Below are 15132 nucleotides of genomic sequence, written 5' to 3'. Positions count from 1 at the left end.
GCTGCCGTGGAGGTGACGGGCCCTCAGGCGGGGACGGGGGGCCGGTCGTCGGCGAGTGCCAGCAGTGCCACGTCGTCGGTGAGCCGGCCGCCCGCGTGCCGCGCGATCCGCTCGCGTACGGCGGTGACGAGCGCGCAGGGGGCGGGCACGGTGGAGGTGGCGTGCGCGGCGAGGCAGGCGAGGAGTTCGGCGTGGAGCGGGAAGAACGCGCCGTGCGCGTCCCGTGCGTCCTCCGCTCCGTCGGTGTACAGCAGCAGCCCCTCGCCGCGCTCCAGGCGGCGGCCCGGGAGGGCGGCGAGCCGGTCGGGAAGCGGGAACAGGCCCAGCGGGGGCAGCGGTTCGGCGTCGGCGACCGGCTCGGCGGTACGGCTGCTGAACCGATACGGCCAGGGGTGGCCGCAGTTGAGCGCGGTGACCTCGCCGGCCTGGGTGACCTGGAGCAGCAGGACCGTCACGAACTCCTCGGCCGTCGGTTCATCGGCCGCCGGCTGCGCGGCCCCGGTGCCGGCTTCCCCTGCCGGGTGCCCGGCACGGTCCCGGTCGGCCAGGTGCCGGGCCAGCGTGCGGTCCAGGCGGCGCAGCACCCCCGGCAGTCCGGGCTCGTCGTGCGCCGCCTCGCGGAAGCAGCCGAGCATGGCGGAGACCGTGCCGATCGCCGCGAGACCGTGGCCGCGTACGTCGCCGATGACGACGCGCAGCCCGTACCGGGTGGGCACCGCGTCGTACAGGTCGCCGCCGATCAACGCGCCCTCGCAGGCGGAGAGATGGCCGGCCGCGACCCGGATGCCGCCGATCCGCGCCGGCAGCGGGCGGAGCACGAGGCGCTGGGCCGCCTCGGCCACATCGCGGGTGAGGGCCAGCTCGCGGAGGAGCCGGGCCCGCCGGCCCGCCGTCAGATAGCTGGCCGCGACGACCGCCAGGGTCGCGGCGCAGGTCCCGAGCCGGGTGACCGAGGCAGGGGCCTGGCCGGCCGGGCCGAGCGGCACCAGGGCGAGCAGCGCGCACAGCCCGCCGAGGACGACGCACTCCCGGCGGCCGGTGCCGGCGCAGGCGATGGCCGGGGCTGCGGCGAGGAGCTGGAGCGGTACGCCGTGGCCGCGGCCGGTCCACTCCCAGAGCAGTATCCCGGCCACCCAGAGGCCGGGGAGGACGAGGACGAAGAGCCGCCGGGCGAAGCCGCCACGGGACTCGCCCGGCACGTGCGGGAGCGGCCGCCACGCCCGGGTGCGGATCATGCGGGTGTCCCCTCAGCCGTGTCGTCGCCGCGTGCTCACGTGCCGTGGCGCGCCCCTGGCGTGACTCGGTGCGCGGCGCACGCGGCCGTACGATGTGATCGATTCTGTCGACGCTGCGTGGTCTTCTGGCCACTCACCGCCCGCACCTCACCCGATCGAGTGATCGACGCGGTTGACGTTCGCCCGTCCTCTGCCCACCTCTCGAACGGCTCCTGACGGCACCGGCTCCGCAGCGGACAGCACTCCCTCGCCGGTCCGCCGCCCGGCCACAAGCAGGGGCAGCAGGGGCAGTCGGCACGAAAGCAGCCGGCACGAAAAAAGCCGGTGGCGGGCCCCGACCCGAGTCGGGACCCGCCACCGGCACCACGGCGGACGTACCGCAGCGGCCGGACCCTGTCCTTACGCGCGCAGGCTCGCGCCCGTCCGCTCCACGGCCGCCGCCACCGCCGCGTCACGGGCCGCGCTGGCCTCGTCGGCGGTCAGCGTGCGGTCGGCGGCGCGGAAGCGCAGCGCGTACGCCAGCGACTTCTTGCCCTCGCCGATCTGCTCACCGGTGAAGACGTCGAACAGCCGCAGGTCCTCCAGCAGCTCACCGGCGCCCGACCGCAGCGCGGCCTCGACGTCGGCGGCCGGGACCGAGGAGTCGACGATCAGCGCGACGTCCTGGGTGGCGACCGGGAAGGTGGAGATCCGCGGCGCGGCGACCGTGCCGCCGCCCGCCTGCTCCAGCCGGTCCAGGTCGATCTCCATCGCGCAGGTGCGCTCCGGCAGGCCGAGCGCCTTGATGACGCGCGGGTGCAGCTCGCCGGCGTTGCCCACGAGCACCTCCTCGCCGTCCACGACGGCGAGCAGCGCGGCGCACCGGCCCGGGTGCCACGGCGCGTGCTGGTCCTGGCGGACGACCAGCTCAACGCCCGCCTCACGGGCCACCAGACGGCCCGCCTCGACGGCGTCGGCCCAGGTCGCCGGGCGGCCCTTGCCCCACCAGCCGGCCTGCTCGCGGGCGCCCGCGAGGACCACGGCGGCGCGCCGCGGCTGGTGCGGCAGCGCGGCGTTCAGCGCGGCGATCTCGGCGTCGGTCGGACGGCGGTCGACGGGCAGCCGGGCGGCCGGCTTCTCGTCACCGGTCGGCCGGAAGACCAGCCCCGTCTCGAACAGCGCCAGGTCGTGCGAGCCGCGGCCGTCGTTGCGGCGCAGCGCGGACAGCAGGCCCGGGAGCAGCGTCGTACGGAGCGAGGGCTCCTCGTCCGAGAGCGGGTTGACCAGCTTGACCGTGCGGCGGCGGGGGTCGTCCGCCTCGATGCCGAGCTGGTCGAGCACGGCCTCGCCGATGAACGGGTAGTTCAGCGCCTCGACGTACCCGGCGCCCGCCAGCGCGCGGCCGGCCCGGCGGTGCAGCCGCTGCCGCTCGGTCAGGCCGGTGCCCGCGGGCGGCGTCGGCAGCGTGGAGGGCAGGTTCTCGTAGCCCTCCAGCCGGATGACCTCTTCGGCGAGGTCGTTCGGGTCGGTCAGGTCCGGGCGCCAGGACGGCACCGTGACGACCAGCTCGTCCTGGCCGTACACGTCGCAGCCCACCTGCTGGAGGCGGCGCACGACGGTCTCCCGGCCGTACGCCACGCCCGCGACCTTGTCCGGGTGGTCCGCCGGGATGGTGATCGTGCGGGGCGCGCTGGGCGCCACGATCTCCGTCACGCCGGCCTCGGCGGTGCCGCCCGCGAGCAGCACGAGCAGGTCGACGGTCCGCTGGGCAGCGGCGGACGCGGCCTCGGGGTCGACGCCCCGCTCGAAGCGCCGGGACGCCTCGGAGGACAGCTTGTGGCGGCGGGCCGTGCGCGCGATCGCCAGCGGGTTGAAGTGCGCGGCCTCGATGACGACCTCGGTCGTGCCCCGCACCGCACCGGTCTCGGGGTCCGGCGCGTGGTCGGCGATCTCGGTGTTGGCCCCGCCCATGACGCCCGCCAGGCCGATCGGCCCGCGGTTGTCGGTGATGACCAGGTCCTCGGCGTCCAGGACGCGCTTGGTGCCGTCGAGGGTGACGATCTCCTCGCCGGGCTCGGCGCGGCGCACCCCGATGGTGCCCTCGATGAGGGACCGGTCGTAGGCGTGCAGCGGCTGGCCCAGCTCCAGCATCACGTAGTTGGTGACGTCCACGGCCAGCGAGATCGGCCGCATGCCGGCCTTCTGCAGGCGGCGCTGGAGCCAGATCGGCGAGCGCGCCTCCGGCTGCAGGCCGACGACCGTACGGGCCGTGAAGCGGTCGCAGCCGATCGGGTCGGTGACCTTGACCGGGTAGCCGTAGGAGTTCGGCGGCGGCACGTCCAGCAGCGCCGGGTCGCGCAGCGGCAGGCCGTACGCGGTGCCGGTCTCGCGGGCGACGCCGCGCATGGAGAGGCAGTACCCGCGGTCGGGCGTGACCGCGATGTCCAGCACCTCGTCGACCAGTTCCAGCAGCTCGATGGCGTCGGTGCCGACCTCGTACTCCGGCGGCAGCACGATGATGCCGCCGGAACCGTCGTCGCCCATGCCCAGCTCGTCGCCGGAGCAGATCATGCCGTGCGAGACCTTGCCGTAGGTCTTGCGCGCGGAGATCTTGAAGCCGCCCGGCAGCGTGGCGCCGGGGAGGACCACGACGACCTTGTCGCCGACGGCGAAGTTGCGGGCGCCGCAGACGATCTCCTGGGGCTCGCCGGTGCCGTTGGCCTGGCCGACGTCGACCGTGCAGAAGCGGATCGGCTTCTTGAAGCCCTCCAGCTCCTCGATCGTGAGCACCTGGCCGACGACCAGCGGGCCCTCGATGCCGGCGCCCAGCTGCTCGACGGTCTCCACCTCCAGACCGGAGGCAATCAGCTTGGCCTGCACGTCACGGCCGGTCTCACCGGCCGGCAGGTCGACGTACTCCCGCAGCCAAGAAAGCGGGACCCGCATCAGATCTCCATCCCGAAAGGCCGGGTGAAGCGCACGTCACCCTCGACCATGTCTCGCATGTCCTCGACGTTGTGGCGGAACATCAGCATCCGCTCGATGCCGAACCCGAAGGCGAATCCGCTGTACTTCTCCGCATCGACGCCGCAGGCGGCCAGCACCCGCGGGTTGACCATGCCGCAGCCGCCCAGCTCGATCCAGCCCTCGCTGGAGCAGGTGCGGCAGGGCGCGTCCGGATTGCCCACGGAGGCGCCGCGGCAGACGTAGCACACCATGTCCATCTCGGCGGACGGCTCGGTGAACGGGAAGTAGTTCGGGCGCAGCCGGGTCTCCATGCCCTCGCCGAACAGCGCCTGGACCATGTGGTCCAGGGTGCCCTTGAGGTCGGCCATGGTCAGGCCCTCGTCCACGGCCAGCAGCTCGACCTGGGTGAAGACGGGGGTGTGGGTGGCGTCCAGCTCGTCGGTGCGGTAGACGCGGCCCGGGCAGATCACGTAGAGCGGGGGCTCACGGTCCAGCATCGAGCGGATCTGCACCGGCGAGGTGTGCGTGCGCAGCACCACACCGGTCTGCTTCTCGTCACCGTCGGCGGCCGACTCGACGAAGAAGGTGTCCTGCATCGTGCGGGCCGGGTGGTCCGGTGCGATGTTCAGCGCGTCGAAGTTCAGCCACTCGGACTCGACCTCGGGGCCCTCGGCGACGGAGTAGCCCATCGCCACGAAGACGTCCTCGATGCGCTCCGAGAGGGTGGTGAGCGGGTGCCGGGCGCCGGCCTGGACGCGGTCGTACGGCAGCGTGACGTCCACCGCCTCCTCGACCAGCACCCGGGCGTCCCGCTCGGCCTCCAGCTCCTCCTGGCGGGCCTTGAGCGCCTGGTTCACCCGGCCGCGGGCCTGGCCGACGCGCTTGCCGGCCTCTGCCTTGGCGTGCGGGGGCAGGGCGCCGATCTCCCGGTTGGCGAGCGCGAGCGGCGAGGTCCCGCCGGTGTGCGCGGTCTTCGCCTGGGCGAGCTCGTCGAGGTCCTGGGCGGCGGCGAACGCGGCGAGGGCCTCGGCCTGCATCCGCTCGATCTCTTCCGGTTTCAGGGCCTCGACCTCAACTGGGTCGTACGACTTGTTCGGTGCCGACATCTCTTCCCGTGCTTCCGATGGTCTTGGCGCGCGGCTTGCCCCCGACGCTTGAATGCCAAAGGTGCCAAAGGTCAAGTCTAAGGGGCACCGCGGCCACGCCTCACCGGCGCCCCGATCGCGAAGGCGCCCGTCGGTCCCGGTCAGGCCATGAAGGCCGGGGTACCGACGGGCAGGGTAAATCGGAACTGCGCACCGCCGGCCGGGGCGCGGCCGACCGTGATCGAGCCGCCGTGCGCCTCGACGATGCCCTTGACGATGTACAGGCCGAGCCCGGTGCCGCCGCGTTTGCTGCCCCGCCAGAAGCGGGTGAAGACGCGGTTCATGGATTCCTCCGGGATGCCGGGGCCCTCGTCGCTGACGGTGACGGTCGTACCGGTGCACTTCCGCTCGGGCGGAGCGGAGAACGCGGGCGCCACCTCGATTGTGACCGTCCCCTCACCGTGCCGCACGGCATTTTCCAGCAGGTTGCCGAGCACCTGGTCGACCTTGTCCGGATCGGCCCACATGTCGGGCAGCGGCTCCAGCATCCGGATCAGGAAGCGGTCGGGCCGCTGGCCCGCCGTGGTCTGCGCCTGGACGTGCCGCCGTACCGCCGAGATCATGTCGACCCGCTGGCGGCGGACCTCCAGGCGCCCGGAGTCGATCCGCGAGATGTCCAGCAGCTCGGCGATCAGCCGGGTGACACGGTTGGCGTCCGCGTCGACGGTCTCCAGCATCAGCCGCTTCTGGTCGTCGGTGAACCGCTCCCACTTCTGCAGCAGGGTCGCCGTGAAGCCCTTCACGGACGTCAGCGGCGACCGCAGTTCGTGCGCGACGGTGGCGATCAGCTCGGCGTGGCTCAGCTCCGTACGCCGGCGGGCCTCCGTGCCGCGCAGCGTGATCACCAGCCGGCGGACCGGGCCCGTGGGGCGCTCGCGCACGTACCGCGCGGAGACCAGCAGCTCCTGGCCGCCGAGGAGGAGGTTGCGCTCCGGCTGGCCGGTGCGGATGGCCAGCCCGCCGTACGGGTCGGTCAGCTGCCACCAGCGGCGGCCCTCCATGTCCTGCAGCGGCAGGGCGCGCTCCAGCGGCAGCCCGAGCGCGTCGGCGGGGTCCACGGCGGTCAGCCGCGCCGCAGCGGCGTTGAAGCACACCACCCGGCCCGTCTCGTCGGCCACCACGAGGCCGTCGGGCAGGTCGTCCGGATCCAGGCCGGGGGCCGTGACGGCCGGGTCGTACGGGAGCGGAGGGTTCTCGCCGGGATCACCGGAGAGACAGATGTCCACCACGGCCGCGCGTGCGCCGGAAGTCCTCGCATTCATCCCGCTACCCCCTCCCGGGAACTGGCAGGCAACCCTACTAGTCCTCGCCGCCGGAGCGGCACCCTCCGGCCGTGCGCTGGGCGCGCGCCGAGGCGTACAGGCACACCGCGGCCGCCGTCGCCAGGTTCAGGCTCTCGGCCTTGCCGTGGATCGGCACCCGCACCACCGCGTCGGCCAGTGCCCGGGTCTCCTCCGGCAGGCCCCAGGCCTCGTTGCCGAAGATCCAGGCCGTCGGCCCGCCCATGGTGCCCGCGTCCAGCTCGGCGTCCAGGTCGTCGGCGCCCGCGCCGTCGGCGGCGAGGATGCGGACGCCCGCGCTCTTGAGCCCCGAGACGACCCGCTCGACCGGCACGCCGACCGCGACCGGCAGGTGGAAGAGGGAGCCGACCGAGGCCCGTACGGACTTGGGGTTGTACAGGTCGACGGAGGCGTCGGTGAGCACCACCGCGTCGGCGCCCGCGGCGTCGGCGCAGCGCAGCACCGTCCCGGCGTTGCCGGGGTCGCGGACGTTGGCCAGCACCGCGACCAGCTGGGGCCGGGCGGCCAGGATCTCCTCGAAGGGCGAGTCGAGGAAGCGGCAGACGCCGACCAGGCCCTGCGGGGTGACGGTCTGCGAGAGGTCCGCGATGGTGTCGTCGTCGGCGAGCAGGACGCGTACGCCGGCGTCGCGGGCCGCGGCCACGATGCCTTCGTGGCGCTCGGCGGCCTCGGGCGTGGCGAAGACCTCGATCAGGGTCGGCTCGCCGCCGCTGCTGTGCCGTACCGCTTCTCTGACCGCCTGCGGGCCCTCGGCGAGGAACCGGCGCTCCTTGCCGCGGAAGTTGCGGCGGGCCAGCCGCCGCGCTGCGGCGACGCGTGCGGAACGCGGGGAGATCAGCTCGGGGGTGCCCATGGGCGGCGGCTCACTTCTGCGGTACGTGCGTACGCCGGGGACGCGTACGGGGGTGGAAACGGCGGCGGACCCGCAGGCCGGGGCCTGCGGGTCCGCGCGACAACTGCCTCAGGACGGCGGTCAGGCAGCCTTGGGAGCGTTCACGTCGCTCGGCAGGGCCTTCTGCGCCACCTCGACCAGCGCGGCGAACGCGTTCTGGTCGTTGACCGCGAGGTCGGCCAGGATCTTGCGGTCCACCTCGATGTTGGCGGCCTTCAGACCCTGGATGAAGCGGTTGTACGTCATGCCGTTGGCGCGGGCAGCGGCGTTGATGCGCTGGATCCACAGCTGACGGAAGTCGCCCTTGCGCTTCTTGCGGTCGTTGTAGTTGTAGACGAGGGAGTGGGTGACCTGCTCCTTCGCCTTGCGGTACAGACGCGACCGCTGGCCGCGGTAACCGCTGGCCTGCTCGAGGATCGCCCGGCGCTTCTTGTGGGCGTTCACTGCCCGCTTGACGCGTGCCACTTGTCAACTCCTTGTAGCGGGGCCGCGGTGGTCTTCACACGGCCCGAATTCGAAATAGGTCCCGGTCGAGGTCGCGCGCCGCCTTCTTGAGGGGCGCGGCGACTCACTTGCCGAGAAGCTTCTTGATCTTCTTGGCGTCGCCCGGGGCCATCTCGGCGTTGCCGGTGAGGCGACGCGTCAGCTTGGACGACTTGTGCTCAAGCAGGTGGCGCTTGCCGGCGCGCTCGCGCAGCACCTTGCCGGAGCCGGTGACCTTGAAGCGCTTGCTGGAGCCGCTGTGCGTCTTGTTCTTCGGCATGCGCCGTTCTCTCCTCGTCAGTGGCGCTCCCGCCGGCCGGTGGGCCGGCATACGGGAGCGTCATATCTATCGGTTGGTGTCCGGGGCGGTGTCCCCGACGCTGATCCGGGGCAGCACCCTGGAATCACGCCTCGGCGGGCTCCTCGGCGGCCTGCTCGGAAGCAGCACCCTGGCGCTCCGCCTTGCGGGCGGCCTGCGCCTCACGGGCCTCGGCCATCGCCTCGGTCTTCTTCTTGTGCGGACCGAGGACCATGATCATGTTCCGGCCGTCCTGCTTCGGGTTCGACTCGACGAAACCGAGGTCCTGGACATCCTCCGCGAGCCGCTGCAGCAGCCGGAAGCCGAGCTCCGGGCGGGACTGCTCGCGACCACGGAACATGATCGTGATCTTGACCTTGTCACCCTGCTTGAGGAACCGGACGACGTGACCCTTCTTGGTGTCGTAGTCGTGCGGGTCGATCTTCGGCCGGAGCTTCATCTCCTTGATGACCGTGTGCGCCTGGTTCTTGCGCGCTTCACGGGCCTTCATGGCCGACTCGTACTTGAACTTTCCGTAGTCCATGAGCTTGCAGACCGGCGGACGGGCGTTCGCCGCCACCTCGACCAGGTCGAGGTCGTACTCCTGCGCAAGCTCCAGGGCCTTGGCAAGCGGCACAATGCCGACCTGCTCGCCACTGGGACCGACGAGTCGCACCTCGGGGACGCGAATCCGGTCGTTGATGCGGGGCTCGGCGCTGATGGATCCTCCTCGGTAAGCACCACGCGACCGCCTGGCGGACAGCCGCGTAACGTCTGTTCGGTGTGACCATCCTGCCGAAAGCACGAAAAACGCCCCGGACGGGACACAGGCGGGGCTCCTCAAAAGATCGGGGAGCACCGCCGCGAATCACCGCGGGGCGCAGCCTGACCGTGACCCGCCTGCCCTGGGGGCTGGAATCGGGTGGGAGATCGGAGCCTCCACTTGTGGGCCGGACACGTAGGTGACCGGCCGGTCGTAGTCAATGGTACATGACCCGGGCGGGGCCTGTACCCGTCGTACGCGTGTACGGCCCCTCCGTGTACGCGGGACGGCCCGGCGCCGCTCCACCAGGGGCCGTGGCGGCGCCCCACGCGCGGGGAGAGCCGCGGCTGGGCCTACGCTGAGGGCAGCGCACCGGCCGCACGGAGCGGGCGCACCGATCGTACGGACAGATAGAGAGCCATGAGCGACGCCACCCCTCCCCCCTCCGACCCCGCGGCAGCGCAGGGCGCGCAGCCCGCGGACTTCGACGCGATGACCCGCGACATCGCCGACGTGCCGGCCGTCGAGGTGATCACCACCGTCGCGGTGCACCTGATGAGCTCGGCCGCCGTCAACCTCGGCCTCGCCGAGGACGGCGAGCAGCACAAGGACCTGGACGAGGCGCGCAAGCTGATCCAGGCGCTGGCCGGGCTGGTGACCGCCAGCGCCACCGAGATCGGCTCGTACCACGCCGCGCCGCTCCGGGACGGGCTGAAGTCGCTCCAGCTGGCGTTCCGCGAGGCGTCGGTGGTGCCGGACGAGCCGGGCCAGGGGCCCGGGGAGAAGTACACCGGTCCGGTGTTCGGCTGAGCGGTTCCCGCATGTCATGACGGTGGCCCCCTGATCCGGGTGGATCAGGGGGCCACTGCTGTGCGGGGCGCGCCGCCGGTCAGCGCGCCGCGCGCTCGTCCGCCGGGGGCTCCTGGTCGGCCGGGGGCCGCAGGGGGCTGTACGGAGTGTGCGTGAGCCGGTGGGCCAGGGCCGCCAGCGCACCGCCGATCAGCGGCGCGACGATGAACAGCCACAGCTGCGAGAGCGCTCCGCCGCCCGCGAAGAGCGCCGGGCCGAAGCTGCGCGCCGGGTTCACGGACGTGCCGGTGAGCGGGATGCCGATGAGGTGGATGGTGGCCAGCGCGATACCGATGGCCAGGCCGTCGAAGCCGACCAGGGCCACCTTGTGGGTGACCGCGAGGACCACGAAGACCAGCAGGAACGTGAGCACGATCTCGGCGACGAACGCGCCGCCGAGGTTGATGTGCACCGCCGAGCGGTCGCCGAAGCCGTTGCTGCCGAAGGCGCCGTCGGTCTTCAGGCCCGGCACCTGCTTGGCCACCAGGAAGAGGATCGCGGAACCGACGATGCCGCCCAGCAGCTGGGCGATCCAGTACTCGACGGCCGTACGGACGGTGATGCGGTGGGCGAGCAGCATGCCGAGCGTCACCGCGGGGTTGACGTGGCAGCCCGAGATGGGGCCGAGCGCGTAGGCCAGGGCCAGCAGGGTGAAGCCGAAGGACAGGGCGATGCCGAAGGTCCCGATGTACTCCCCGGCCAGCACGGCAGCGCCGACCGCGAAGAACACCAGGAGCAGCGTGCCGAGGAACTCGGATACGACCGAGCGGGTCTCCGGGGTGTCCATGTAGGGGCCTTCCTCGAAGGGATCTTGCACCTGCTGCGATTGTGCGGTGCCCGCGAGAGGCTCGCCTCTCGGCGGGGGCCGGCGGGGTGCGGGGCCCTTTGCGGCCGGGCTGTGCCTGCCGGGGTACGCGGTGAGCGTCGCGGGGGCCTGCGGGGTGCGGGCAGGTGGGTGCTGATCGGGAAGGCGTGGGTCCTGCGTGGGCCGTGTGCGGCCCGGTGGGGGTCAGCGGGTGTACAGCGGTTCGCCCCGGGGGGTCGTGTCCGGCCGGAGGAGGGCCAGGTCCAGGCCCTTGACCAGGCGCTCACGGAGGACGGTGTCCGAGGCCAGCGCGGTGGCCAGGCGCTGCGCGACCTCACCGGCCGGGGCGTCCGGGACGAGGCCCAGGGCCAGCGTGGCATCGGTGTCGGCGGACGGCGCCAGATGGGCGACCCGCACGCCGGGCTCGGCCGCGAGCACGGCCCGCAGCGCCTCGGTGACGGCGGGGTCGGCGAGCGGGTCGGCGCTCTCCCGGCCCTCGGCGAGCGCGCGCAGGGCTCCGCCGGTCAGCGGGTACGTCACGGGACCCGCGAGGTCGATCACGACCGTGTCGGCCTTCTCGTGGGCCGCGGCGAGCAGCGCCTGCTCCAGCGGTACGGCGACCGGGCGGGCGTCCGGGCGCCAGCGGTGCAGGGTGTCCATGGACGTGAAGGCGGGCAGCGCGCGGCGGCCGTCCGGGGCCTGCAGCGTCGGCACGGCCATGTCGCTGGTCTTCTCGCGCTGGAGCCCGTCCGGGCCGGTCTCCACCTCGCCCAGCAGGGCCACCACCGGTACGAGCAGGCGGGCGCCGCGGAGGGCCGCGAGCAGCCGGGGCTCGGTGGTGTGGTCCGCGGACCAGGCGGCGAGGGCGGCCGCCAGTTCGGGGTCGGCGGAGCCGTCGTCGTTGGAGAAGCCGGGGTCGGGGATGTTTTTCGCGTCCACGGTTTGAGCCTATCGGCCGGGGTGGGGTGGGTTGCGGGCGGTGCCCGGCGGTGCGGTTTCGTCGGGGTGCGCCCCGGTGACGTTGTCCTCAAGCGCCGGACGGGCTGGGTGGTTGCCGGGTGCGGTGCCGGGCCTCCGCGGGTGGGGTACCGGACTGCTTCGCTTGACGTCCGGTACTCCACCCGCTGCGGCCCGTCCCCTCCCGTCGGTGGAGGGATGACGGGTGGGTGGGGGTTGGTGTGAGTGGTCAGGTGCGGCGGCGCCAGAGGAGGGCTGCTGTGGCTATGAGGGCTGCGCCTGCTGCCGTTGCGGTCCAGGGGAGCCAGGAGGCGTGGGTGCCGCCGGTGGCGGCGGTGGGGCCCGGGCCGAAGTACTGCTTGGTGTAGGTGGTGGGGGTGCCGGATGTCTGTGTGGTGGGGGCGCCCTTTTTTATGGCCGCTGCGGGGTTGACCAGGCCGGCGCCCCGGTCGTCGTTGCGGCCGTGGGGCGGGGAGTCGCTCGCCGTCTCGGTGAGGAGCTGTTTGATCTGGGCCGGCTTGAGGTCGGGGTGGGCCGCGCGGACCAGGGCGACCGCGCCGGAGACGTACGCGGCGGCGGCGCTCGTGCCCCAGCCCTCGTAGTACTTGCGGTCGGGGTTGGCGATGACGACGTTCACGCCGGGGGCGCTGACCGTGGCGTACCAGCGGCGGGTGGAGAAGGGGGCGCGGGTGCCGTACTTGTCCACGGCGGTCGCCGCGATCACGCCGGGGTAGGCGGCCGGGTAGGAGACGTGGTCGCCGTGCTCGCCGCCGTTGCCCGCCGAGGCGACGACCGGGATGCCCTTGGCGAGGGCGTACTGGACGGCGGCGTCCTCGCGCGGTTCGGGGTGGGCCGAGTCGCTGTCGTCGCCGAGGGAGAGGTTGATGACGTCGGCGCCGTGGTCGGCGGCCCAGCGGATGCCGTCGGCGAGGGCGTTGGCGCGCTCGGTGCGGGCCCTCTTCCGTTGCGGGTCGGCGTCTTCGAGGATCACCCGGACGGGGAGGATCTTCGCCTCGGGGGCGATGCCGAGGACGCCGTCGGCGTTGTCCTTGCCGTGGCCGTGCCCGGCGATGATGCCGGACATGGCGGTGCCGTGGCCCGCCCAGGTCTTGTCGCCGCGCTGCGCGCCGAAGCCGATGAGGTCCTTGCCGGCCAGTACCTGGCCCTTGAGGTCGGGGTGGTCGGCGTCCACGCCGGTGTCGAGGACGGCGACGGTGATGCCGTCGCCCTTGGTGGTCTTCCAGGCGTCGTCGACGTGCAGCGCGTCCAGGGCCCATTCCTGGGTGCGTATGCCGTCGGCGTGCGCGGGCGGGGCGGTGAGCGCCGCCAGGGCCGTGGCGGTGAGGGCTGCCGTGAGGGCGCGGCGGGCGCGGGTCATTCGTCTTCCTCCGCGGCCTTCGCCGCCTGGGTGCGGAAGGTGTGCTCGATGCGGTCGGCGACGCCTGCGGCGTCGTGGCCGAGGCCGGACTGGGCGGGTGCCGAGGTGGCGTCGGTGCGGGTGGCCGTGGTCGCCGGCTCCGGGGCCGGCACCTCCCGGCCGTCGGCGAAGCCGGAGACCGCGTAGACGACGAGCGGCGCGTCGGGCAGTACCTGGATGCTCCAGCTGGCGCGCTGCTCGGGCCCGAAGCCGGCGGCGAGGGTGCCGGGTGCCGCGTACGGGCGTGGCATCAGGTCGCGGCGGCTGTCCAGTCCTTCGGTGCTGAACCGCTTGTCCAGCGCTCGCATGCCGGCCGGGTCGGTTCTGGTGGTGACCACGCCGACGGTGATCACGCTGCTGCGGGTGGCGTCCACGTAGTCGGCGCGCAGCAGCCGCTTGCAGCCGGCCGGTGCCAGTGCCTTGGCCAGCAGCGGGTCGAACGCCTTGGCGCAGTTGCTGTCGGGGGCGACGGCGATGCGGTGCCAGGTACGGTCGGCGCCGCCGGGGCCGGCCGCCGTGCCGTGCAGGGTGCGCGGGAAGAGGGTGTTGACGGGGACGCTGTGCCACAGGCCGCGGACGTCGGCGAAGGCGGCGGCGGTCGCCTCGCCGGTGCCCGGTTCGCCGGCGAGCCAGCTGCCGGCCGCCGCCCCGCCGATGAGGCCGAGGCCGAGGACGAGGCAGCCGGCGATGACGGCCTTGCGCAGGGCCGGGCGGCGCGGCGGCGTGGCACCGGGCGCTGCGGGCTGTGCGGCGGGCGCTGCGGTGCCCCGCTCGGGAGGCAGCGGCGTACGGGCGGCGGGGCCTTCCTGGGGGGACGTTTCGGCGGCCGCCGGCTTCGGGACGGCCTTGCCCGCCGGTGCCTTCGTGCCCTTGCCGCGGTGCCAGGCGGCCGCAGCGCGGGCGAGGTGGAAGGACGCGGTGTCCCGGTAGCCGGGCGGCGCGGGGCGGTTCGGCTTCGGCGGGACGGCGGGCCGGGGCGGCACCGGCTGCGCGGGGCGGTCGTGCGCGGACGGGCCGGGGCCGGTCTCGTTCCGGGCCGCGGCCTGTGCGGTGGTTCCGGCCGCGGGGCGGTACGGCGGTGGCGGGGGTATCCGGGGCAGGCGGCGCGGGTCGGCGTACTCGGCTTCGGCGCTCACCCGCGCTCCCCCTCGCGCAGTTCGGTCCCGTGCCCGGGCGGCGGCGTGCCGGGTGGAACGTATGGATCAGACCTGGTGCCGCGGGTCTGCGGGCCGCGGCTCGCGCCACTTTACGGGCTGTCGCGCCCCCGGCCGCAACTCGTGTCCGGTACCGGTCCCCCGGTGTGTCCGGTCTGTAGCGATCTCTCCCCTACCCTGCGGTAATGCGGTCTGGCAGGCTGCCGTCATGCACCGGTTCACGACCGACACCCATGCTCTCGGCGCCCGGTACGACCGGGCCACCGCTCACCTCGACGCGCCGCTGGCCATCGTCGACCTCGCGGCGTTCGACGCCAACGCGGCGGATCTGGTGCGCCGCGCCCACGGCAAGCCCATCCGTGTGGCGAGCAAGTCCGTACGCTGCCGGGCCCTGCTGGAACGCGTGCTGGCGCGGGACGGGTTCGCCGGGATCATGAGCTTCACGCTGGCCGAGTCGCTGTGGCTGGCCCGCTCCGGCTTCCCCGACGTGCTGCTGGCCTATCCGTCCGCCGACCGGGCCGCCTTCGCCGAGCTGACGGACGATCCGAAGCTCGCCGCCGCGGTGACGGTGCTGGTCGACGACGTGGCGCAGCTGGACCTGATCGACGCGGCGCGGGCCGGCGGCCGGGCCGAGGTCCGGGTGTGCCTGGAGCTGGACACGTCGTTCCGCGCCGCGGGCGGGCGGATGCGGGTGGGAGCGCGCCGCTCGCCGCTGCACGAGCCGGCACAACTGGCCGAATTCGCGCGGCTGGTGGCGCGCCGGCCGGGCTTCAAGGTCGTCGGCCTGATGGCGTACGAGGGTCATGTGGCGGGCGTGGGGGACGCGGTGGCGGGGCGGCCGCTGTTCTCGCGGTCGGTGCGGGTCATGCAGGCCGCGGCGCGCAAGG

General features: G+C 73.5%; 14 protein-coding genes. 2 read left to right on the top strand and 12 right to left on the bottom strand.

Annotation, left to right across the window (positions count from 1 at the left end; translation table 11 throughout):
- Positions 1-23: 23 nt before the first annotated feature.
- The 8 genes from C3486_RS01925 to infC form a co-directional block, all read right to left on the bottom strand.
- Positions 24-1235 carry a PP2C family protein-serine/threonine phosphatase gene (locus tag C3486_RS01925; RefSeq protein WP_103830752.1) on the bottom strand — a complete coding sequence of 404 codons (1212 nt, stop codon included), beginning with the start codon at positions 1233-1235 and terminating at the stop codon, positions 24-26.
- A gap of 399 nt (positions 1236-1634) precedes the next feature.
- A complete protein-coding gene (pheT, locus tag C3486_RS01920; protein ID WP_103830751.1) occupies positions 1635-4160 on the bottom strand; it encodes a phenylalanine--tRNA ligase subunit beta in 2526 nt (841 codons plus the stop codon).
- Complete coding sequence (gene pheS / locus C3486_RS01915; RefSeq protein WP_103830750.1) at positions 4160-5287, bottom strand: phenylalanine--tRNA ligase subunit alpha; 1128 nt, start codon at positions 5285-5287, stop codon at positions 4160-4162. The genes pheT and pheS overlap by 1 nt, the downstream gene beginning before the upstream one ends.
- 140 nt (positions 5288-5427) lie before the next feature.
- Complete coding sequence (locus tag C3486_RS01910; protein ID WP_103830749.1) at positions 5428-6588, bottom strand: PAS domain-containing sensor histidine kinase; 1161 nt, start codon at positions 6586-6588, stop codon at positions 5428-5430.
- A 37-nt stretch (positions 6589-6625) separates the two neighbouring features.
- Positions 6626-7480, bottom strand: a complete 855-nt coding sequence (locus C3486_RS01905) for an RNA methyltransferase (protein WP_103830748.1) — start codon at positions 7478-7480, stop codon at positions 6626-6628.
- A gap of 120 nt (positions 7481-7600) precedes the next feature.
- Positions 7601-7984, bottom strand: a complete 384-nt coding sequence (gene rplT, locus C3486_RS01900) for a 50S ribosomal protein L20 (RefSeq protein ID WP_030616318.1) — start codon at positions 7982-7984, stop codon at positions 7601-7603.
- Positions 7985-8087: 103 nt separating this feature from the next.
- Complete coding sequence (rpmI, locus tag C3486_RS01895; protein ID WP_030616321.1) at positions 8088-8282, bottom strand: 50S ribosomal protein L35; 195 nt, start codon at positions 8280-8282, stop codon at positions 8088-8090.
- A 124-nt stretch (positions 8283-8406) separates the two neighbouring features.
- Complete coding sequence (gene infC / locus C3486_RS01890) at positions 8407-8976, bottom strand: translation initiation factor IF-3 (RefSeq protein ID WP_258052533.1); 570 nt, start codon at positions 8974-8976, stop codon at positions 8407-8409.
- A gap of 507 nt (positions 8977-9483) precedes the next feature.
- Here infC and C3486_RS01885 point away from each other — a divergent pair.
- Positions 9484-9873, top strand: a complete 390-nt coding sequence (locus tag C3486_RS01885; protein ID WP_052868223.1) for a DUF1844 domain-containing protein — start codon at positions 9484-9486, stop codon at positions 9871-9873.
- A 79-nt stretch (positions 9874-9952) separates the two neighbouring features.
- Here the strand turns inward: C3486_RS01885 and C3486_RS01880 are convergent, their stop codons facing one another.
- The 4 genes from C3486_RS01880 to C3486_RS01865 all read right to left on the bottom strand — a co-directional run bounded on the left by C3486_RS01880 (position 9953) and on the right by C3486_RS01865 (position 14227).
- Complete coding sequence (locus C3486_RS01880; RefSeq protein ID WP_103830747.1) at positions 9953-10699, bottom strand: MIP family channel protein; 747 nt, start codon at positions 10697-10699, stop codon at positions 9953-9955.
- 222 nt (positions 10700-10921) lie between these two features.
- Positions 10922-11656: an SseB family protein gene (locus C3486_RS01875; protein ID WP_103830746.1), complete on the bottom strand. Its 735-nt coding sequence runs from the start codon at positions 11654-11656 to the stop codon at positions 10922-10924.
- 247 nt (positions 11657-11903) lie between these two features.
- Positions 11904-13052, bottom strand: a complete 1149-nt coding sequence (gene mycP, locus C3486_RS01870) for a type VII secretion-associated serine protease mycosin (RefSeq protein WP_103830745.1) — start codon at positions 13050-13052, stop codon at positions 11904-11906.
- Complete coding sequence (locus C3486_RS01865) at positions 13049-14227, bottom strand: hypothetical protein (protein WP_258052532.1); 1179 nt, start codon at positions 14225-14227, stop codon at positions 13049-13051. Before C3486_RS01865 ends, mycP begins: the two co-directional genes overlap by 4 nt.
- Positions 14228-14453: 226 nt before the next feature.
- Here C3486_RS01865 and C3486_RS01860 point away from each other — a divergent pair.
- The coding region (locus tag C3486_RS01860) for an alanine racemase (protein WP_181138405.1) at positions 14454-15132 on the top strand (679 nt) is incomplete at its 3' end.

The sequence above is a fragment of the Streptomyces sp. Ru73 genome (assembly GCF_002920575.1).
In the GTDB taxonomy this organism is placed as follows: domain Bacteria; phylum Actinomycetota; class Actinomycetes; order Streptomycetales; family Streptomycetaceae; genus Streptomyces.
Note: the sequence above shows the minus strand (reverse complement) of the source record. Positions and strands in the feature narration are given on the sequence as shown.

What these genes read in the sequence shown, in the direction of transcription:
- C3486_RS01925 (WP_103830752.1), bottom strand. Translation starts at nt 1,235, where the DNA reads ATGATCCGCACCCGGGCGTGGCGGCCGCTCCCGCACGTGCCGGGCGAG.
- pheT (WP_103830751.1), bottom strand. Translation starts at nt 4,160, where the DNA reads ATGCGGGTCCCGCTTTCTTGGCTGCGGGAGTACGTCGACCTGCCGGCC.
- pheS (WP_103830750.1), bottom strand. Translation starts at nt 5,287, where the DNA reads ATGTCGGCACCGAACAAGTCGTACGACCCAGTTGAGGTCGAGGCCCTG.
- C3486_RS01910 (WP_103830749.1), bottom strand. Translation starts at nt 6,588, where the DNA reads ATGAATGCGAGGACTTCCGGCGCACGCGCGGCCGTGGTGGACATCTGT.
- C3486_RS01905 (WP_103830748.1), bottom strand. Translation starts at nt 7,480, where the DNA reads ATGGGCACCCCCGAGCTGATCTCCCCGCGTTCCGCACGCGTCGCCGCA.
- rpmI (WP_030616321.1), bottom strand. Translation starts at nt 8,282, where the DNA reads ATGCCGAAGAACAAGACGCACAGCGGCTCCAGCAAGCGCTTCAAGGTC.
- C3486_RS01885 (WP_052868223.1), top strand. Translation starts at nt 9,484, where the DNA reads ATGAGCGACGCCACCCCTCCCCCCTCCGACCCCGCGGCAGCGCAGGGC.
- C3486_RS01880 (WP_103830747.1), bottom strand. Translation starts at nt 10,699, where the DNA reads ATGGACACCCCGGAGACCCGCTCGGTCGTATCCGAGTTCCTCGGCACG.
- mycP (WP_103830745.1), bottom strand. Translation starts at nt 13,052, where the DNA reads ATGACCCGCGCCCGCCGCGCCCTCACGGCAGCCCTCACCGCCACGGCC.